Origin of the sequence: Beduini massiliensis (assembly GCF_000829905.1) — a bacterium.
GTDB lineage: Bacteria > Bacillota_I > Bacilli_A > Erysipelotrichales > Coprobacillaceae > Beduini > Beduini massiliensis.
The window spans coordinates 109,094-130,340 of sequence record NZ_CDPP01000002.1 but is presented as its reverse complement, the minus strand read 5'-3'; the positions used below and the strand labels follow the sequence as shown (position 1 = coordinate 130,340).

Annotated in this window: 19 protein-coding genes; 16 read left to right on the top strand and 3 right to left on the bottom strand. The window is 37.0% G+C overall.

From position 1 onward, the window contains the following. Positions 1-59: 59 nt before the first annotated feature. The 12 genes from BN1225_RS00635 to mgtE all read left to right on the top strand — a co-directional run bounded on the left by BN1225_RS00635 (position 60) and on the right by mgtE (position 13,938). The gene (locus BN1225_RS00635) at positions 60-1,220 is read left to right on the top strand and encodes an MFS transporter (RefSeq protein ID WP_041137898.1); all 1,161 of its coding nucleotides are present in this window, start codon (positions 60-62) and stop codon (positions 1,218-1,220) included. Between the two features lie 110 nt (positions 1,221-1,330). Next, a complete protein-coding gene (locus BN1225_RS00630; RefSeq protein ID WP_041137897.1) occupies positions 1,331-2,131 on the top strand; it encodes a Cof-type HAD-IIB family hydrolase in 801 nt (266 codons plus the stop codon). Between the two features lie 39 nt (positions 2,132-2,170). After that, the gene (gene hisC, locus BN1225_RS00625) at positions 2,171-3,223 is read left to right on the top strand and encodes a histidinol-phosphate transaminase (RefSeq protein WP_197066512.1); all 1,053 of its coding nucleotides are present in this window, start codon (positions 2,171-2,173) and stop codon (positions 3,221-3,223) included. Between the two features lie 15 nt (positions 3,224-3,238). After that, positions 3,239-4,297, top strand: a complete 1,059-nt coding sequence (locus BN1225_RS00620) for a GTP pyrophosphokinase (protein WP_041137896.1) — start codon at positions 3,239-3,241, stop codon at positions 4,295-4,297. Positions 4,298-4,403: 106 nt separating this feature from the next. Then, on the top strand, positions 4,404-5,378 hold the full coding sequence (locus BN1225_RS00615) for a D-2-hydroxyacid dehydrogenase (protein ID WP_041137895.1): 975 nt from the start codon (positions 4,404-4,406) through the stop codon (positions 5,376-5,378). 120 nt (positions 5,379-5,498) lie between these two features. Next, the gene (locus BN1225_RS00610; protein WP_041137894.1) at positions 5,499-5,798 is read left to right on the top strand and encodes a hypothetical protein; all 300 of its coding nucleotides are present in this window, start codon (positions 5,499-5,501) and stop codon (positions 5,796-5,798) included. 2 nt (positions 5,799-5,800) lie between these two features. After that, positions 5,801-6,841, top strand: a complete 1,041-nt coding sequence (locus tag BN1225_RS00605) for a M20/M25/M40 family metallo-hydrolase (protein ID WP_041137893.1) — start codon at positions 5,801-5,803, stop codon at positions 6,839-6,841. A gap of 16 nt (positions 6,842-6,857) precedes the next feature. Next, positions 6,858-7,886 (top strand): threonine aldolase family protein, encoded by a 1,029-nt coding sequence (locus BN1225_RS00600; protein ID WP_041137892.1) that lies wholly within the window; start codon positions 6,858-6,860, stop codon positions 7,884-7,886. A gap of 204 nt (positions 7,887-8,090) precedes the next feature. Beyond that, entirely contained in the window at positions 8,091-8,516 is a 426-nt protein-coding gene (locus BN1225_RS00595) for a pyridoxamine 5'-phosphate oxidase family protein (protein ID WP_443984284.1), read from the top strand. Between the two features lie 78 nt (positions 8,517-8,594). Further along, complete coding sequence (pth, locus tag BN1225_RS00590) at positions 8,595-9,155, top strand: aminoacyl-tRNA hydrolase (protein WP_041137891.1); 561 nt, start codon at positions 8,595-8,597, stop codon at positions 9,153-9,155. A 1-nt stretch (position 9,156) separates the two neighbouring features. Next, a complete protein-coding gene (gene mfd, locus BN1225_RS00585; RefSeq protein ID WP_041137890.1) occupies positions 9,157-12,585 on the top strand; it encodes a transcription-repair coupling factor in 3,429 nt (1,142 codons plus the stop codon). An 18-nt stretch (positions 12,586-12,603) separates the two neighbouring features. After that, positions 12,604-13,938: a magnesium transporter gene (gene mgtE, locus BN1225_RS00580; RefSeq protein ID WP_041137889.1), complete on the top strand. Its 1,335-nt coding sequence runs from the start codon at positions 12,604-12,606 to the stop codon at positions 13,936-13,938. Positions 13,939-13,986: 48 nt separating this feature from the next. Here the strand turns inward: mgtE and BN1225_RS00575 are convergent, their stop codons facing one another. The 3 genes from BN1225_RS00575 to BN1225_RS00565 all read right to left on the bottom strand — a co-directional run bounded on the left by BN1225_RS00575 (position 13,987) and on the right by BN1225_RS00565 (position 17,168). Then, complete coding sequence (locus BN1225_RS00575) at positions 13,987-14,844, bottom strand: YitT family protein (protein ID WP_041137888.1); 858 nt, start codon at positions 14,842-14,844, stop codon at positions 13,987-13,989. Positions 14,845-14,962: 118 nt separating this feature from the next. Further along, positions 14,963-16,561 carry an LCP family protein gene (locus BN1225_RS00570; RefSeq protein WP_041137887.1) on the bottom strand — a complete coding sequence of 533 codons (1,599 nt, stop codon included), beginning with the start codon at positions 16,559-16,561 and terminating at the stop codon, positions 14,963-14,965. After that, the gene (locus BN1225_RS00565; protein ID WP_052466164.1) at positions 16,554-17,168 is read right to left on the bottom strand and encodes an IMPACT family protein; all 615 of its coding nucleotides are present in this window, start codon (positions 17,166-17,168) and stop codon (positions 16,554-16,556) included. Before BN1225_RS00565 ends, BN1225_RS00570 begins: the two co-directional genes overlap by 8 nt. 167 nt (positions 17,169-17,335) lie before the next feature. Here BN1225_RS00565 and BN1225_RS00560 point away from each other — a divergent pair, with 167 nt between their 5' ends. The 4 genes from BN1225_RS00560 (at position 17,336) to BN1225_RS15085 (ending at position 21,240) form a co-directional block, all read left to right on the top strand. Beyond that, positions 17,336-18,220: a DegV family protein gene (locus BN1225_RS00560; RefSeq protein WP_041137886.1), complete on the top strand. Its 885-nt coding sequence runs from the start codon at positions 17,336-17,338 to the stop codon at positions 18,218-18,220. Between the two features lie 40 nt (positions 18,221-18,260). Then, entirely contained in the window at positions 18,261-18,749 is a 489-nt protein-coding gene (locus tag BN1225_RS00555; RefSeq protein WP_052466161.1) for a DUF1003 domain-containing protein, read from the top strand. 57 nt (positions 18,750-18,806) lie between these two features. Beyond that, positions 18,807-19,997, top strand: a complete 1,191-nt coding sequence (locus tag BN1225_RS00550) for an aminotransferase-like domain-containing protein (protein WP_041137884.1) — start codon at positions 18,807-18,809, stop codon at positions 19,995-19,997. Positions 19,998-20,103: 106 nt separating this feature from the next. After that, on the top strand, positions 20,104-21,240 hold the full coding sequence (locus BN1225_RS15085; protein ID WP_041137883.1) for an anaerobic ribonucleoside-triphosphate reductase activating protein: 1,137 nt from the start codon (positions 20,104-20,106) through the stop codon (positions 21,238-21,240). Positions 21,241-21,247: the final 7 nt, after the last annotated feature.

Below are 21,247 nucleotides of genomic sequence, written 5' to 3'. Positions count from 1 at the left end.
ATTCCATCGTTTATAAATAGAGGCTTTGCTATAATGGACGAGAAATTGGGGGTATAATAATGAAAAATAAAGCTTTTGTTCAACTCATCTCATTTTATCTGATCTATTCTATTTCGCAAGGGATTCTGCTTCCTTTTGTCAATATCTATTATGATCAGATTGGACTGACCGGCATGCAGATCGGGCAGATCGGCTCATTGTCATTGATAGGGACAATGATGGTCTTGCCGCTTTGGGGAATACTGACAGATTATATCAAGAAGTATAAATGGATGTTGGTATTATCATTAATATTAACGCTTATTATGACCTACTTGTGGAAATTGCAGTCAAGCTATTCTTGGATATTGCTTTTTTCAATATTAATGAGTATTTTTCGCGGGGTGACGATGCCTGTTTGCGATAGTGCCAGTCTGTTGTTTTGTAAGCTTTATCATAAAGATTATGGCTTATTAAGATCGATGAGTTCATTGGGATATGTATTAGGCAGTGTTGTTATAGTCAAAGCGGCGGATTATCTTGGTTACAGCAGCCCATTAGTGTGTGTCTATTTGGGGGTCATTTTTATAGCTTTAATCATCGCATTAAACTATCCTAAGATAGAACAGGAGAAAGAAAAAGAGAAAAAAGGAGCATTTATCGAAGATTTGAAAGTCCTGTTGAAAAATAAAGCTTACTTATTTATTCTTTTTTTAGCGGCTTTCAATAATATTCCTTTAGAAAGTGCTTCTGTATATATCGGGAATCATTTTATATCTGCCATGCATTTAAGCAGTTCTTCAATGAGTACGTATCTGATCTTTGCTACCTTGCCGGAAATTGCTTTTATTATGATCGTTTCAAAATTATTTAGAAACTATGGCTACAAAAAAATCTATCTTATTGCCAGCATTACCCAAATCCTAAGAGGAATTGTGTATACGCTAACTTCCAGCTTCCCATTATTTTTATTAGTGTCAGTGGTGCAGATGATCATGGTAGGGGTTGCCAGCGTTGGAAATTTCGGATATATCAGCAAAGTGATTCCACCCCGCCTGACCACATCAGCAATGAGTATCTACAGTGCTTTTGTGATGATCGTGACAGCGGTCTATACACAGTTATTCGGCTTTATTTATGATGATTTTGGCAGTCATTCGATCTTCTTGGTCATGACGCTTCTCAATGTTGTGGGCTTAGTGATTTTGTTAGGGACAAAAAGGTTTGATCATATCCGCTAAAACATAGGTGTTGTTTCCCTTTTATGTGGGGAGCAACTCCTTTTTTAATTTTATGAAAAGATTTTCTTTATAATAAGAATCGAGTATAATAAGAACATGGAGGTCAAGATATGGCGAAAATATTATTTAGTGACTTAGATGGGACGCTTCTTGCCAAAGGAGGGGCAATTTCCGATAAAAATTTTGAGGCAATGAAAAAAATGCAGGAACAAGGACATTATATTGCTTTATGTACAGGAAGAAATCATATTGATATTCAACCAATATTGAATAAAATACACATCCCCTATGATTATTTAGTTTTATGCAATGGGTCATATATAGAAGATAAAAACGGGAATATTCTATTTGAAGAACATATTTCCAAAGAGGTGGGAGAAGCGGTAATACAACAAGTTTTGAGTCATCCCGATATGATTGCTTCTTTTTGCTTTGACGAAGGCTGTCCGATTTTAGTAAATGGAGAAACGAAGGTTTTATATTTGGACGGTTTGAAGGATAGCGAAGATGATTTTTATACGTTGTTAAAGAAGGCTGAGCGTTTTTATATGCTGTCATTTCATCACAAAAATGTATCGTTTAATCAAGATGGCAGTTCTATTGAGGCGGTAAAAGAAGTGGCAAACGAGATTACAGAAAGATTTAGCGAAGTTGAGACACACTTGAATCAAGAATTTGTAGATGTGGCACCACGCGGGCACTCTAAAGGAACCGGTGTGAAAAAATTGATCTCATTATTAGATAATATTGATCGTTCTTATGCGATTGGAGATTCTTTTAATGATCTGCCAATGATTAGGGTAGCAGATGTAGGGGTTACTTTTGATTATGCTGTTCCTGAAATTCAAGAAAAAGCCGATAAAGTTGTGCATTATGTTTATGAACTTATCGAAGAAGAAATTTTAAGTTAATCTGAAATTCATTTATATGGGGTAAACTAAGGGGGAATAATGAAAATGAGCTGGAAAGATTATTTAAGAGATGTTGAGCCATATGTGGCAGGAGAACAGCCGAAGATGGCTAATTTAATTAAGCTGAATACCAATGAAAATCCATACGGACCAAGTCCAAAAGTCGAAGCGGCATTAAAATTATTGGAGAGTGAAAAACTGCGCTTATATCCCGATGCAGATGCGTCCGGACTAAAAAAAGCACTGGCAGAACTCTATCATTTAAAGCCGGAACAGATTTTTATTGGCAATGGGTCAGATGAAGTATTGGCGTTAAGTTTTTTAACGTTCTTTAACAGTGAAAAGCCTCTGTTATTTCCGGACATTACGTATTCGTTTTATCCAGTATATACACGCCTTTTTGGTATTCCTTATAAAAGTATACCATTAAACGATCAGTTTGAAATTGTATTAGACGATTATAAGCAGGAAAACGGTGGTATTATTTTTCCTAATCCCAATGCACCGACAGGAATTTTAGTTGGGGTTGATTTCATAGAGACACTGCTTCAAGCCAATCCCAACAGTATGATCATCATCGATGAAGCGTACATTGATTTTGGTGGGGAATCTTGCCTGCCTTTATTAGAACGTTATGATAATCTTCTGATTATTCAGACATTCTCTAAATCACGTTCTTTAGCGGGACTAAGAATCGGAGTGGCTTATGGAAACACTGAAGCGATTGAGGCATTGCAGAATGTGAAAAACTCATTCAATTCTTATCCGGTGGATTATATCGCTCAAACGCTGGCAACGGCATCCGTGTTAGACAATGAGGATATGTTGCAGAAAGCAAAGAAAGTGATGTCAGCAAGGGATTATACGATAAAGGAACTGCGCCAATTAGGATTTGAAGTACTGGAATCAAAGACAAATTTTGTTTTTGCGCGCCATCCTCATCTGGACGCAAAAAAACTGCTGGCAGATTTAAGAACGGCAGGAATTATTGTTCGTCATTTTAATCAGCCAAGAATAGACCAGTTTTTAAGAATATCAATTGGAACAATGGCACAGATGGAGGAACTTATCAAATTTTTAAAAGAATATTAACCCAGGAGGTTAGTTATGGATCAAACAAATAATATATTAAAAGAATACAGAGAAAATGCAGAAATCTATTATAGTCTGAAAGATGATATTGAAGATATTTTAAACAGTATCATACAGCGTAATGAGATTAAAATCTCCAACTTATCTATTCGTATCAAACAAGAGAAATCTTTATATAAGAAGATTATGTATAAAAATAAATATCATCATATTAATGATGTTACCGATGTTGTAGCCTGCCGCGTTATTACGTTATTTGAAGATGATGTGGAAAAATTAAAAAAATTGATTTGTGAAAATTTTGAGATTCTGGAACTGCGTGATAAACGTAAGAAAGAAAACCAAGTACGCGAAGAATATGGCTATAATTCATTGCATATTATTGCGAAATTTACAAAAGAGCGATGTGCATTGGTCGAATATGCACCTTATCAGGATATTGCTTTTGAAATCCAGATTCGTACCGCTTTACAGCATTCTTGGTGTGAGATCGAACATGGATTGGGATATAAATCAGAATATGAAATTCCCAAGCATATTCGTCGCCGTTTAAATCGTTTATCGGCAACGATCGAACTGTTAGATGAAGAATTTGTGGCTATCGCTAAAGATGTCGAAGCCTATAATAACGGACTGGAACATGAAGAAAAAATTATGAAGACCGATATCAATATTCTGTCTTTACAAAAGTATGTGCTGCATCAGCCTTATTTAAAAGAATTGATGAATCGTTTATCAGAAGAATATCAAGTGCCTTTAGAATATGATGTCGGACTGCTGTCTCAATTTCGAGTAGTACAGCGCTTAAATTATATGGGATATGGGTATATTCATGAACTTGAACATATTATTCAGACTCATGAGAAACAAATTCAATTCATTTCTAAAACATGGATGGAATTATTGGTAAAAGAAAAGACGGCCTTTAATTATTATATCTGCATTGTATGGATTACGATCTGCAATATGATGGAAACCGGAAATGAAGAAGTAAATGAAATCATTAACAAGGAAACGATTGAAAAGATCAAACAATCGGAAGTAATTACAGTACCGCAGGGATTAACCAATTAGCTTATTATTTAAGTGAGCGGTTATTCGTTGGATAAAAATCATCTATTTTAAATAAAAATAAATACACAATTTTTTGAGTGATTTCATCGATAAAAGGAGGAAGTCTATGAAAAAAGAAGTTATTTTAATTCCCAATGCGATTAAGCCACATGAATTAGCGGCTTTAAAAGAAGTAGCATCAGAAAGTGAATTTATTCTTTGTGATAAACAGCATCCGGCTACTTTGGAACAGTTAGAAAAAGCGACTGTCATCTTTGGCAATGTTTCCCCGGCAGAATTAAAACAGGCGAAGAACTTGAAATGGATTCAAACGCATTCGGCTGGAGTTGATCCTTACTGTAAACCGGGAATATTGGCAAAGGGGGCGGTTATTACCAATGCCACAGGGGCATATGGCATGCCGATTAGCGAATATATGGTCGGAACGGTATTAGCGTTCTATAAGAACTTATTGAAGTATAAGGGGCGTCAGTCTCAAGCCATTTGGTCAAACGTTGGGCATATAAAATATGTGGAAAATACGAAGGTTTTATGTATCGGACTGGGAGATATTGGGTCTAATTTTGCGAAAAGAATGAAAAAATTAGGTGCCTATACAATGGGAATCAAACGAACAGTCGCCAATAAACCGGAGTATATGGATGAACTTTATACAAGTGAACAATTAAAAGAAGTCTTGCCTAAAGCGGATATTATCGCATTAAGTTTGCCGCGTACATCAGACACCATTCATTTAATTAATAAAGAAATGTTGGAATTGATGAAAGATGATGCATTGATTATAAATGTAGGACGTGGGGAAGCTATCGATACTAATGCCTTAGTCGCATGTCTGCAATCAGGCAAATTGATGGGAGCGGCTTTAGATGTTTTTGAACAGGAACCATTGCCTAGCGATCATCCTCTTTGGCAGATGGAAAATGTTTTGATTACACCTCATGTTTCGGGCGGTAATTATGATAAAGAAACTGGTGATATCGTTTTTCATTTGACTTATAGTAACTTTAAACGTTATTTTAATGATGAACCCTTAGAAAATATTGTTGATTTAGCAACCGGATATAAAGTATCCAATTCATGATCCCAAATCATCGGGATCTTTTTTATTTGACGTCTTTAGTCCGGGTTATTTTTGGATTGTGGCAACATCGATTGTATTTTTTGAATAATAGTGGTAATCTTTAAAAAAGGAGGCGATCTTATGGCGTTGAAGATTACCAGAGCGGACGCATCTCATTATCAATATTTTAAACCTGAAATATTGGCACAGGGAGCAGGGTATATTGTATCAAATGCAAATTCAATCGTTGGCTTATTTTCTTTCTTGCCGGAAGGAAATAAAGCGGAACTTAACTTTACTTTTGTTTTTGACAATGAAGCGATTAAGTTGGCAGTACAGACATTTTTAGAAGATCATCCCAAGATAGAAACCATTCAATATATGGGAAATCAAAATCTTACTAAGGTTGGATTTAAACAGAAAGTATATAAAAGGAGCTAAATATGGATAAACAATTTTTTTATGAGATGCTGAAAACAGATTCAGTATCCGGAGATGAAATTAAACTGCAAAAGAAAGTATTAAAACATTATCAGCCTATCGTTGATCAGCAGATGACTGATGAAACCGGTAATGTAGTGAATGTGATTAATCCGGGCAGTCCGATTAAAGTCTTAATGTCAGGGCATATTGATGAAATCGGTCTGGTTGTAACAGGATATAGTGCAGATGGCTTTTTAAAGGTAACGAATGCCGGAGGCATTTATGTATCTGGTTATTTAGGACACCAAGTGATCGTGCATACGGCTAATCAGGATTTGTATGGGGTCGTTGTGTGTACACGTTCTCTATCAAAGAAAAGTGATTTAGCAGTTGGCGATCTTTCAATTGATATCGGCGTCAGCAGTAAACAACAAGCAGAAGACTTAGTGAAAATCGGAGATACAATCACATTTGATACCCATATTCGTGAAATGCAGGGAGGTAAAATCTCAGCAAGAGCGATCGATGATCGTGGTGGGGCATTTATTATTCTGGAAGCACTTAAAAAAGCAAAAGAAAAAGGATGTCAGATCGGCGTTTATGCAAGTACCAGTGTAGGGGAAGAAACAACAATGCGCGGAGCTTATTTTGCAGCGGCACGAGTAAATCCGACTATGGCAATCATTGTGGATGTTACGTATGCTTCGGATTATCCGGGGGTAAATGATTATGATTCCGGACATGTTGAATTAGGAAAAGGGCCGGTACTATGCTGCAGCAGTATCGTCAATAAGAAGATGAATCAAAAATTAAAAGAAATAGCACAAGAATTAAAGATTCCTTATCAGATTGAAACTTTTGTCGGAAGAACAGGAACGGATGCGGACAAAATTCATTTTGCGAATCAGGGAATACCGGTCTGCTTAGTTTCGTTGCCGCTTCGTTATATGCATACTCCATCTGAAACATGCCATGAAGAAGATATTCAAAATAGTATTGACTTGATTGCGGAATTTTTATGTCGAGTAGATGAAAGATTTGACTTAAATCCGTTTTCATAATTGAGGGGGAATGAAGATGTATAGTTTTAAAAGTGATTATTGTGAAGGGGCACATCCACAAGTCATGGAGGCTTTAGTAAGAACAAATTTTGAACAAACTACTGGTTATTCTCAAGATGACTACTGCGAACAGGCGCGTCAAAAAATAAAGGAACAGTTAAATCGTGATGATGTCGATATTCATTTTCTAGTAGGGGGCACACAAGCGAACTTAACGGTCATTGCTTCGGCTTTAAAACCCTATCAAGCATGTATTTCTGCGGATACCGGACATATCAATGTTCATGAAACAGGTGCGGTTGAAGCAACGGGGCATAAAGTGTTGACGATTCCTAGTGATGATGGGAAAATCACCTGTCAGCAGGTTCAGATGATTTTAGACGAACATACCGATGAACATATGGTACAGCCTAAAATGATTTATATTTCCAATCCGACAGAAGTAGGAACGATTTACAGTGCTGATGAATTAAAAGATTTATATGCTTTTGCAAAAGCGAATGATCTTTATTTATTCGTGGATGGAGCTCGTCTGGCAAGTGCCTTAGCCATAAAGGAAAACAGTATGACATTAGAGGACCTGTCTCACAACAGTGATGTTTTCTATATTGGCGGAACAAAATGCGGTGCCTTGTTTGGAGAGGCGGTGGTCATTGTCAACGAAGCCTTAAAACCGGATTTTCGCTATATGATGAAGCAAAGAGGAGGAATGCTGGCTAAAGGGAGATTGCTTGGGCTGCAATTTCTCACTTTATTTGAAAATAATCTTTACTATCAGATTGGTGAATATGAAAATAAGATGGCAGCTCGTATGCGTGATGTTTTTACACAGTATGGGTTAACGTTCTTAGCCGATTCTCCAAGCAATCAGCTTTTTCCTATTTTAAAGGACAGTGTGATTGAGGCAATTGGTGAAAAATATGAATATACGTATATGCAGAGGATCGATCCCCATCATTCGTGTATTCGTCTTGTTACTTCGTTCGCAACCCATGAAAAGAAAGTAGACGAGTTTATCATGGATGTGGAAAATCTTTTAAAATAAGTCATCCTGTTAATCACAAGTTCATAAAATGAGGGTATTATTTAAGTGTAGACAAAAAGATAATCATTTTTCTTCCAAAAAAATAATTTGTCTCTAAAAGATATCGCACCAACGGTATCTTTTTTCCTTTACTGCCGTTTTTTCTATCATTTTTATTGTGACAATGGTAGAGTAAAAGTAAGAGAGATTTAGGAGGAATGAAAAATGATGCGAGATGCAGTTAAAACAATCGGGAATTTAATTGATAAACAATCCATAGGGTATATCAGTTCTATTGATGAGGACGGATTCCCTGCAACAAAAGCGATGTTTGCCCCTAGAATAAGGGAGGGGATTAAAGTATTTTACTTTACGTCCAATACTTCTTCGTTGAGGGTGAGTCATTATCGAGAAAATCCAAAAGGCTGTATTTATTTTTGTGACCGCCGTTTTTATCGTGGTGTAATGCTCCAAGGAGAATTTGAAATTTTAGAAGAACATGATATTAAAGAAAAAATGTGGCGGGAAGGGGACACGCTGTATTATCCTTTAGGGATCGATGATCCGGATTACTGTGTATTAAAATTCACAGCTAAGAAAGGACGCTATTACAGTCAGCTGAAGTCTGAAACATTCCTGGTCACTGACTAAAATATGATGTTTTTTATTTGCAAATAAAGTAGATTAGGGTATGATAATAAATGGACTATTAAAGTAAGGGGTGATGATATGAAATTGATCGTAGGGTTGGGAAATCCTGGAAGAGAATATGAAAATACGCGACACAACTGTGGATTTATGATGATCGATCGTTTGGCGGATAAGTTAAAAGTGGAAATCAATCAAGCAAAATTCAAAGGACTGTACGTAAAAACAAAGATAGAGGGAGAAGATGTTATTCTGCTTAAACCGCAGACATATATGAATTTATCGGGGGAATCTATCGGAGAAGTCATGCGCTTTTTTAAGATTGATAAAACAGATGTCTTAGTGGTATATGATGATTTGGATTTACCTGTCGGAAAGGTCAGAATCCGTGAAAGTGGCAGTGCCGGTGGTCACAACGGAATCAAAAGTACGATTGCTCACCTAGGAGGACAGGACTTTAAACGCATTCGTATCGGAATCGATAAACATCCCATGATTCCGGTCGTGGATTATGTATTAGGGAAATTTACAGCCGAAGAACAAACGAAACTGAATGAGGCTTTAGAAAATGCCTGCCTGGCGGCGATTGCATTCATGACTCAAGATTTCAATAAAGTCATGAGCCTATATAATAAGAAATAAGATGGAAAAGATATTTCGTTTATTAACGCAAAATCCGGCTGTACAAACACTGGCAAAAGGTAAAGGAAACGTTGTGACTACGCACATTAGCGATGAAGCTTATTTAATCGCTAGTGCCTTTTTCGCTGCTCAAAAAAATATTTTGGTTGTGAAAAACAATCAGTATGAAGCACTTCAGCTCTACCGACAGTTAGTCGATATGAATCAAAAGGATGTGCTGTTTTTTCCTGTAGACGAATCTCAGCGTATAGAAGCATTGGTACAGTCTCCGGAACTGCTGGCAGAAAGAATAAATACACTTTATCAATTGCAAAGCAATGAGCCAAAGATCGTCATTGCACATACAGCTTCGTTGATTCGTTATCTGCCTAGCGTATCTTTATTTAAAGAAAGAATGCTTCATCTTCAGGTCAATCAGCAAATCGAGATCAACGATCTAAAAAGAGCCCTGATTTATAATGGTTATCAGTATACGACACGTGTAGATCAACCGTTCTATTTTGCTCAGCGTGGAGGCGTGATTGACGTTTATTCCATGCAGTATCCTAACCCGATTCGTATCGAATTTTTTGATGATGAAATTGAAAGCATACGTTTCTATGATGCCGATGATCAAAGAACGATCGAGAGTATTTTGGAAGTGGATATTATCCCCGCTACAGATATTCTTTATGAAGATGAGGCAATTGAATCCTGCTGTGAAAAAGTATTGACATTAAAACAAGACTGTATTGGCAAACTGGACACTTTTAAACAAGATGAATTAGATGAAAATATAGCGATTGATTTAGAGAATTTGAGACAGCATGATACCTCTTTTTCGATGTATAAATTTTTACCTTTTCTAACAAGGACCAATACAATCAAAGATTATTGTCAAGATGCGATTCTTTTCTTATCCGTTTATACAAGTATTTTAGATAACTATAAGATGTATGTGGAAGAACTGTTTTACTATAATAAGGAATTATTTGAAGAAGGGCGTTCTTTGTTAAACCTGTCGCTGTATGTTGATATCAATGATGTTACTAAAGGCAACGTTGTTTATGGTGAAATCTTTAAATCGAAAGAAAAAGAAACCGCATTTAATGCCCGTCAGATTCAATCCATCTATCAGTCGGAAGCACAATTAATAAATGAATTAACCGGATACGCAAAAATATCCAAAGTACTCCTTATTTTGAAAAATGATATGCATTTTAGAAATGTTACAGAATTACTGGAACGTCATCAATTGCCATTTACTTTGATCGGTGATCAGGATGACATTTATCCGGGCATTAATATTATGCACGGTGAATTAAGCGGCGGAATCGAACTGGTAGATGAACGATTAACAGTCATTACAGAAAAAGAATTATACGGTACAACGTCTGAAACGAAAAAACATTTTGTGAAATATAAGAACGCTAAAGTGATTCAAAACTTTAGTGAGTTAAATGTAGGTGATTATATCGTGCATGATACCCATGGGATCGGACAATATATGGGTATCAAAACACTGGAGGTACAAGGAGTTCATCGTGATTACCTCTATATTAGTTATCGAGGAAACGATACGCTTTATGTACCTGTAGATCAATTTAAGTTGATTCGTAAGTATACATCGGCGAATGGGCATGTGCCTAAAGTGCATAAATTAGGAAGTGCCGAATGGCAGCGTACAAAACAAAAAATTAAAAGTAAAGTCGATGATCTGGCGGATGAACTGATTGCTTTATATGCAAAACGTTTGAGTCAGCAAGGATTTGCTTTTGATCAAGATAATGCCATGCAGCAGGATTTTGAAAATGAGTTTAGCTATCCGTTAACCCCTGATCAGCAGCAGGCAGTTAATGAGATCAAAGCAGATATGGAACAGCCGCGTCCAATGGATCGCTTGCTTTGCGGAGATGTTGGGTTTGGAAAAACAGAAGTCGCTTTGCGTGCTGCCTTTAAAGCTATTTTAAGTGGCAAGCAAGTTGCTTTTCTTTGCCCGACGACCATTCTGTCGTCACAGCATTATCGTACAGTGACAGAACGCTTTAAGAACTTTCCGGTGAATTTTGCGTTGCTGAACCGATTTACAACTCCAAAACAAACGAAAGAGATATTAAACAGGGTTAAAGATGGAAGTTTAGATTTATTGATCGGCACTCATAAGATACTGAATAATAATGTTCAGTTTAAGGATATCGGATTACTGATCGTCGATGAAGAACAACGCTTTGGTGTGCGTCATAAAGAAAAAATTAAAGAATATAAAGAAACTATTGACGTCTTAACCTTATCGGCAACTCCGATTCCAAGAACCTTACAGATGTCATTGATGGGAGTCAGAAGCCTCTCTCAAATTGAGACAGCACCAACGAATCGTCTTCCGGTTCAAACCTATGTGATGGAAAAGAATCCGGCACTTATTAAACAGGTAATCGAAAGAGAGTTGTCACGTCAGGGACAGGTATTTTATTTGTATAATCGAACATCAAGCATTACGGATGTTGCCAATAAGATTGCAATGACGATTCCCGGGGCTAAAGTAGGCATCGGTCATGGCCAGATGCATAAAGATGATCTGGAAGATGTCATGATGAAATTCATGAATAAAGAGTATAATGTATTAGTGTGTACTACGATTATAGAAACCGGAATTGATATTCCCAATGCCAACACTTTAATTGTGGAAGATGCAGATAAATTCGGATTATCACAATTGTATCAGATTAAAGGGCGTGTAGGACGAAGCGATCGTAATGCCTATGCCTATTTGTTGTATCGACCTAATAAACAGATGGGTGAGGAGGCAGCAAAACGTTTAAAGGCAATCAAAGAATTTACTCAGCTGGGCAGCGGTTATAAGATTGCCATGCGAGATCTGACGATTCGCGGTGCCGGTGATATTTTAGGCGGTCAGCAGGCAGGATTCATTGATACCGTCGGATTTGATATGTATATGAAGATCTTGATGGAAGTGGTTGATGAAAAACGTGGTATCGAACAAAAAGAAGATGTTCCTGTCTTAAATGTCAATGTGGACGGTTATATTCCAAGTGATTATGTGAATACTGATTTAGAAAAGTTGGAGCTGTACCAGCGTTTAGAACATGTTCAGTCTCTCGAAGATTTAGATGCGATTAAAATTGAATTGAATGATATCTATGGGAAACTGCCAAAGACTGTCGAAACATTAGTTCAAAAAAGAGAATTTGATCTGATCATGAATGATGAAAAGATCGATGAAATGAAAGAAGAAAAGAATCTTGTTCAAATCGTTTTAACACAATCTTTCAGTGATCAGCTAGATGGTGAAAAACTCTTTAACATGATCAGTGAATACAGAAAAAAGGTTAGTTTGACTTACACTATGAAAAAGATTGTGATAAAATTTTTAAAGGATGAGAATTGGCTTGCAAGAGCAAATGAAATCTTGCCGAAAATAAAAGAACTATAAAGATAAAGGGGTGAAAGTATGGGAGAACAGATCAATATTGAAGAATTATTGCTGAATGGCACACCTGCTCAAATTGAAGCGATGATTCGTTTTATCCACCCAGCCGATGTGCTGGATGTCTTGCATGAACACGAGGATCTTGCACGGGAGATTTTGCAGAAGTTGCCTGATGAAATGATCGGGGCCATTATCGATGAAGAAGAAGCCGAAGATAAATATGAATTGCTGAGAGGGTTCACCCGTACTCACCAAAAGACGATCCTCGATGAGATGTCATCAGATGAAATTACCGACATGATCGGTTCCATGGATGATGAAGAGGGGAAAGATGTCTTTAATATCTTAGATAAAGAAGATCAAGAAGATGTCAAACAGTTGTTGTCTTACGATCCGGATAGTGCCGGGGGGATCATGACAACGGAATTTATTGGCATTTATGACAATAAGACCGTATTGAAAACGCTCGAATATTTAAAAAGTGAATGTCAGGACGTAGAGATGGCAACTTACATATATGTCATCAGCAGAAATATGGAGTTAAGAGGCGTTGTCTCATTAAGAGATTTAGTCTTTACTGCTTTTGATACGCGAATCGCCACCATTACCAATCACAATGTTATCTCGATTGATGTGGATATGGATCAAGAAGAAGTAGCCAATACCTTTGATAAATACGGATTCGTTATGATGCCGGTGGTTGATAAAGAAAATAAAATATTAGGAGTCATCACCATTGATGATATCTTGGAAGTTATTAAAGAAGAAGCCAGTGAAGATATTCACCATATGGCTGGATTAGCGAAAGAAGAACGTGTTGACGGAACCATTGGCGATTCGATCAAATCACGTCTGCCATGGCTGATTATCAATTTATTGACGGCTTTGCTGGCTTCGACAGTCATTGACCTATTCCAATCTACGATCTCTCAGGTGGTGGCATTATCGGCGGTAATGACGATTGTTTCAGGAATGGGCGGTAATGCCGGGACACAATCTTTAACGATTATCGTTCGTGGGCTTTCTCTTGGAGAGCTGACAAAAGAAAACGCACGAAAGGTATTGATGAAAGAATTGGTGGTCGGACTAGTCAATGGCTTGGTCATCGCGGTCTTTGTATCCATCTTAGCACTTTATTACGAATTTAATATTATGTTTGGACTTATTGCCGGAATTGCGATGATATTAAATATGATCATGGCAAACTTCTCCGGTTATCTGGTACCGGTAGTATTAGAAAAAATGAATGTTGATCCGGCATTAGCCAGCGGTGTTTTTGTAACCACGGTGACAGATGTTTTAGGATTTCTGTTCTTTTTAGGATTAGCCAGCATGTTTATGCAATATCTTGTATAAACATGCTTTTTCTTATAGTAATTTATAATAAAAAAGACCCATCGGGTCTTAAATCGGCAAATCAATATTAGGAAGTGTAAATCCTCTTCCTTTTACTTCATGCACTTCAGAGATGATCGTAAAAGCAGTAGGATCGATCGATGCAATCCCTTCATTTAAAGCATGCAGCTGTCGTTTAGACAGAACACACATCACGGCTTTTTGACTTTCATTATGCAGTCCTGTCGTAATTTCTAAATAAGTGGTTCCACGATCGATATGACGATGAATCCAGTCATTGATTTCACTGTATTTTGGAGTAATAATAACAACCTGAGTTTGAGTTGATCCCAGCATCAATGTTCGATCGATCGCAACAGAACTGATAAATAAAATAATGAGACTGTAAAGCAGACTTTGGATATCCGTTGAAAAGGCTTGTGCCATAATAATAACGAAATCAAAAGCATAAATTAAGACAGAAGTAGGGATTCCCAGTTTTTTATTCAGCAAGATTGGAGGAATATCCATACCTCCGGTACTTGCGCCTTGTCGCAGCACTAAACCGATCCCCAGACCGATAAATAATCCGCCAAAGATTGTACTAATCAATAAGTCAAATGTGGGCTGATACAGATTGACTAGCTGTTGGGAAAGCTGTAAGAAAAGTGGATAGACGATAGTACTGACAATCGTCAGCATTGCAAATTTCTTTCCTAAAAAGAGTAATCCGATGATAAACATGACAATGTTAATAACGAGTACCGCCAAGGAAATATCAATGCCAAAATAATTATTTAAGGCAAATGCGATCCCGGTTCCGCCACCCATAATAAGATGAGTAGGGGAAACGAAAAGACATACTCCAAGAGCCAGTAAAGCATTGCCGATTAATGTTGCGACTAAATTATAAAGCGATTTTTTCATGTTTCAACCTCCAAAATAGATGATCATACGTTTATTTTAGTATGACCTGGTTTTAAATTTCTACAATTCAAAAGCAGTTTCTTTAACTGTCAAATGAAAACGGTGTGTATCACACCGTTTATTGCGCATCTTCCAATCCATTTGTCGTATCAAAATTATATTGATCATAAGGCTCATTTGCATTAAATGAGAAATTGCTTGATGGCAAAGGATAATCCTCCAATCCCATGATACGGCGAATCTCAGTAGCCGCAGCTTTGAGTGATTCTTTGTATGGGATGTAATAGTAGATTTCTGCACCTGCCCAATCAGTATAGATCATTGAATCATATCCGGCAATTGTGCTGGATGAAATAGATAAGGCAGAAGTATTTGAGAATGTTGATTTAGATCCTAAACTTGTAAGTAAACTGAATAAACCGTACATATCACTTTGCTTCATATTTGTTTGGACGTTGTTTCCTAATACCGAAAGCAAACTGTCCAGACTGGTCAGAATTTGACCGGAAGCAAGTTTGTTGATCATTCCTTCAATCACGATTTGCTGATTGACACCACGACCAATATCCCCATTTGGCAAGGTTTTACGATGACGAGATAAAGCTAAGGCTTGTTCACCGTTTAAATGCTGATAACCTTCGTTGATACATAAGGCATCCGGTGTATCTTTTGAATCCTGTTCACAGAAAGTTAAAGGGACGGTAACATCGATTCCGCCGATAGCATCTACCAGATTGACAACGGCATTGAAATTCACTTTGACATAATAGTTGATTGTAATGCCTAATGTTTCTTCAAGTGAATCAATCGTACAAGTTACCCCACCGGAACCGGAGTGAGTAATTTTATCATTAATGTTCCCGCGGCATGTGACAGGAATATAAGTATCACGTGGGATAGAGATCATTGAGAGCTTTAATGTTTTCGGATTAAATGTAGCAAGCATGATAACATCGGCATTTGATCCCGAAGACAGATCCCCATCACGAGAATCGACTCCGTTGATTAAAACGGTAAACGGCTCGGTAGACATGTTGACAGATGTTGATGAGTTTGAATTATCAAGCGCGTGTTTGTAAGAGGCAATCTGGACAGTGGTTTTCGCAAATTCCGGATAGACTTCACCGATCATGCTTAAACCTTGTTCATCAACGGCAATAGCGTCAACTTTTTTATTCATTAAATCTCCGGCCGCAGTCACGAAGTTGCTGTAGGTTTCAATCGTATAGGAACTTTCAGCGATGCCTTTTTTATCCAATCCTTCGATTACCGTACTATAGCAAGTGGAACTTGTAGAAGACTGTAAGCCTAGTTTCTTACCGGTCAATTCTTCTGGGGTTGTGATTGCCGAATCTTTTAAGGTATAGATATAGCTGTAAACATATTCCTGAGTAGAGGAAATCTTTCCTAATTCATAATGCAGACGGAAATAAAGGTAATCTGCATAAGCGATGGCACTGCTGCTAAGAATACTTAAGACAATCGCAAAAATCGTTAAGTTGCGAATGGCTTTTTTCTTTCCTAAAATAAAGCAGAGAATAACGATGACAGACAGCAATAAGATGACACCACTGATCATTAAATTGATTTTAGTTCCTAAATAAGGGGAATTAAATAGTAAAAAAATACCAATGACAGAAAGAAGCAGAGGTAAGTACGTCAGTATGATACAGGCGATATTTTTAAAATTTATTCCTTCTTTTTTGTGTTTACTCATGAGTAACCTCCTTCTCTACGTATTCATCACGCAGATACTGTTTTTTATATTGATTTGAAGTTGTTTCCTGAATGAATTCAAAAAAATGCGGATCATCAACAAAGCATGTGTAAGTGACTGCTTCATCATATTCTTTGTTTATAACGAGGATCGCCATGGTTTTGATGTAGTGATCGATTAGTTTTGTAAATGTATAATCAAAACTGATTTTGTATAAAGGTTTTAGTTCGTAGACGACCAGATCGGCATTTAATAAGGTTTGGCTGGTAGCCTGACTGTAAGCTCTGACTAATCCGCCGGCACCTAATTTAATTCCGCCGAAATATCGGACAACGATGGCTAAAACATGATTTAATTCCTGCTTTTGAATAACATTTAAAATCGGCATCCCGGCTGTTTTAGCGGGTTCGCCGTCATCACTTGCTTTCATTGCCCCATCAAAGATATAGGCATAGCAATAATGATTCGCTTCAGGATATTTGTTTTTATAAAATTCTAAATATGAAGAGACATCTTCAATCGATTGAAGATGAACGACAATACCAATAAAGCGTGATTTATTAACGATAATTTCATGTTCACAATTATTTTTCACAGACTTGATCATGTCGCACCTCCAATAAAAACATTATAGAGTATAAATGTCGATTTTAAAAGGAAAACTAATATTTGTCACATAATAAAATACAAAATGTGAAATTTGTCGCATCTTTTAGTCAAAAACCTAGAGACTTTTTTTAGATTTGTGCTAATATACTTAAAGGAGGAATGAACATGTCAAAAATCGCAATACTAGCTGACAGTGGCTGTCAGATAAAAAAAGATGCCTTAATTAAAGATGGAGTCTATATTGTTCCGTTACAAATAACGGTGAATAATCAAAATTATTTAGATGGAATTGATATTCAATCCGAAGAAGTGTTCAATCGCATCAAAGATGAAAAATGTATCGCAACGACATCACAGCCGGCAACCGGATCTTTAGTGGAAGTGATTGCCCAAATAAAAGCAGATGGCTATGATGAGATTTTAGGTATCAGTTTAGCCTCAGGACTGTCTTCTACGATCGAAGGAATGAAAATTGCCGCAGATATGGAAGAAATGCCCATCACATTAGTGGACTCTAAAGCAACAGCCGGGAATCATAAATATTTAGTCAAAGTGGCGATGACATTGGTTAAAGAAGGGAAAAGTGCAAAAGAAATTAAGCTGATCTTAGAAGATTTGGTGAAAGATTCAGCTACCTTAATTTTAGTCAGTGACTTACAGCATTTAAAACGTGGAGGGCGTATAACTGCTTCTGTAGCGGTGTTGGGCGGCTTATTGAAAATTGTACCGGTAATGAAATTGAATGAAGATCTTGGCGGTAAGATTGATGAGTTTGATAAAGTGAGAACAATCAAAAAAGCCAATATCCGTATTATTGAATACTTTAAAGAAAAAAATATAAACTCTCAAGATTATATACTGACACTTGAAGATGTGTTAGCTCCTGAAATTCGTGATGAAATGAAAGATTACGCTAAAGAGGTGCTTCATAGCGATACCATCCATACGGGATTATTACCTGCTGTAGTGGGGGTTCACATGGGGATCGGTGGTATTGGTTATCAGTATATTCGTAAATATCAAGGAATTGAACAACTAGAGGATGCTTAAAACATCCTTTTTTTGTTCATAATAGATTCAGGTGATGATAATGGACGAAAGAAAAGAAATATTAGAGAAAATATTCCAACAAACGCAGTCAACCTTATGCGACGAAGAAACGATGCAGCTGCTGTTAGGGAAAAAATATGATGGTGAAAGTGAGACGGCTAAACCCTCTTTTGGAGAGAAGGCGGCGGATTCTATTGCCCGCATTGCCGGAAGCTGGGCTTTTATCATTATTTTTGGAATTGTGCTTTTTAGCTGGATGTATGTCAATATCCTTTTTTTAAAATCCCCTTTTGATCCGTATCCGTTTATTCTGCTGAATTTAGTGTTATCCTGTGTATCTGCTTTTCAGGCTCCCTTAATCATGATGGCACAGAATCGTCAGGATCATAAGGATCGGGTGCGGGCACGCAATGATTATATCTTAAATATTAAAACGGAAGTGATGATGGAAGATATTTATCAGAAAATAGAGAATATAATGAAAACTCAAGAAGAAATTTTAGAAAAAATAAATAAGGACATAAATTAATTTGCAATTTATCTTAAAAATGTTTAATATATGGATATAACAAACAGGGGGGGTTATATGAAATTCGAGTTTTCCAATAGAATGCGTAATGTACAGGCTTCGGCAGTCAGAGAAATCTTAAAAGCTGCGTCTGATCCTAAGGTGATTAGTTTTGGTGGAGGGAATCCGGCCATGCAGGCGTTTCCGGTAGAGAGTATAAAAACTATTTCTAATGAATTGTTTGAAGAAGATCCGATTAGTATGCTTCAATACGGAATCACAGAAGGGTATGGACCGTTACGTGAATCTGCCAAGGCATTCTTCAATCGTCATGAACAGGTTTCAAAAGATTATGATGATTTAATCATCACTTCCGGGTCACAGCAGATCATGGATTTTTTAGCGAAGTGTATCTGTAATGAAGGGGATACGATTATTTGCGAGAATCCCAGCTTCTTAGGGGCTTTAAATGCGTTTAGAAGCAATGGGGCTAAACTGGTAGGGGTCAGTTTAGAAGAAGATGGAATTAATATGGAAGAATTAGAACAGGCAATGCAGTTAAAACCAACTCCTAAATTCTTATATCTTATTCCTAACTTTCAAAATCCAATGGGAACAACCATGTCATTGGAAAAAAGAAAAAAGACTTATGAACTGGCAAAGAAATATGGTGTGCTTATCTTAGAGGACAATCCTTATGGTGATCTGCGCTTTTCTTCAAAAGCAGTTCCGTCAATTAAATCAATGGATGAAGAGGGGATTGTGTTATATGCAGCCAGCTTATCGAAAATTATTGCTCCGGGAATGCGTGTTGCGGTGGCGATCGGTCATAAAGATTTACTGTCACGCTTAACGGTAGCTAAACAAGTTGCGGATGTACATACGAATGTATGGGCACAACGAGTAATGGATCGTTTCTTACGCACAACCGATATGGATCAGCATTTAGAACGTTTACAAGAAATATATCGCGATCAGGCACAATTGATGCTGGATAGTATTAAAGAACATTTTCATCCATCAGTACAATACACCAAACCTGAGGGCGGGATGTTTATTTGGGCAACTTTCCCGGATGAGGTAGATGTTTTAGAATTTATTCAAGAAGCTATCAAACAGAATGTAGCAGTCGTTCCCGGCAGTGCGTTTATGGTGGATGAGAATGCTCCTTGTCATAGCGTTCGTTTGAATTTCTCAACGCCAACTAAAGAAAACATAAAAAAAGGAATTAAGATTTTAGGTGATTTAACTTATAGATTTTGTCAATAATCGAGATGAATTTGATCTCGATTTTTATTATTTCAAAATTAATTGAATATTCAACTATTGTGTGCTAATATGTTTTTAGTTGAGTATTCAACCATTTGGAGGGCGTATGGAAAGTAATAATTATTTATTAATGAATTCATCAATTTTATATCGCTGTACTCAAAAATATTATGATAAGCAATTAAATCCGTACGAGATCGGTGCCGGTCAGCTGCAGTTTTTGATTATGATTTACGAAGAGGAAGGGATTACAATGCAGACCCTTGCTGGTAAAGGAAACTTTGATAAAGGAACGATTACCAAAGGAATTCAAAAACTTGAAGATCTCGGTTATGTACGTTCTGTCGTAAACGAGCAGGATAAACGTGTACGCTGTTTATACACAACCGATAAAACAAAAGAAATCATCGGCAATCTCTATTTAATCCGACGGGATTGGTGGGAACGTATTACCAAAGGGATCTCACTATCAGAAGCGGAGCTCTTTGAAAACTTGCTGCAAAAAATCGCGGAGAGTGCAAGTCAGTATATGGTTGAAGAAGAAAAAGAAATTGCCTTTTTTGGAATGCAGAAACTCACGTTATTAGATTATCCGGGGAAAATGGCGTGTACGTTGTTTACCGGAGGATGTAATTTTAAATGTCCGTTTTGCCATAATGCGGATTTAGTTTTTTTACCGGAAAACATGGTAGAAATTAAAGGACAGGATGTTTTGGATTATTTGAAAAAACGTCAGGGAATCTTGGAAGGGGTGTGCATCAGCGGCGGAGAACCACTCTTGCATGATGAAATCGAGCCTTTCTTAAGAAAAATAAAAGCTTTGGGATATCCAATCAAATTAGATACAAACGGGTGCTTTCCCGACAAAATCAAATATTTAGTCGAAGAAGGCTTGATTGATTATGTCGCGATGGATATTAAAAATTCCTTTGAAAGATATCCGGAAACAATTGGGACGCAGACTATTTATATAGATGCAATTAAGGAAAGCATTGATTATTTGCTTAGCGGAGCAGTGGACTACGAGTTTAGGACAACGATGGTAAAAGAGTTTCATTCATTTGAGGATATGCTTGCGATCGGAAAGATGCTGAAGGGGGCTAAGCGTTATTATCTGCAAAATTTTATAGACGGAGAACGTGTAATTCAAAAAGGATTACATGGATTTACTAAGGAAGAATTAGAAGCATTTGCTGAGGTGGCGAAGCCATATATCGAAACAGTAGACATTAGGGGAATATAGAAAGAAG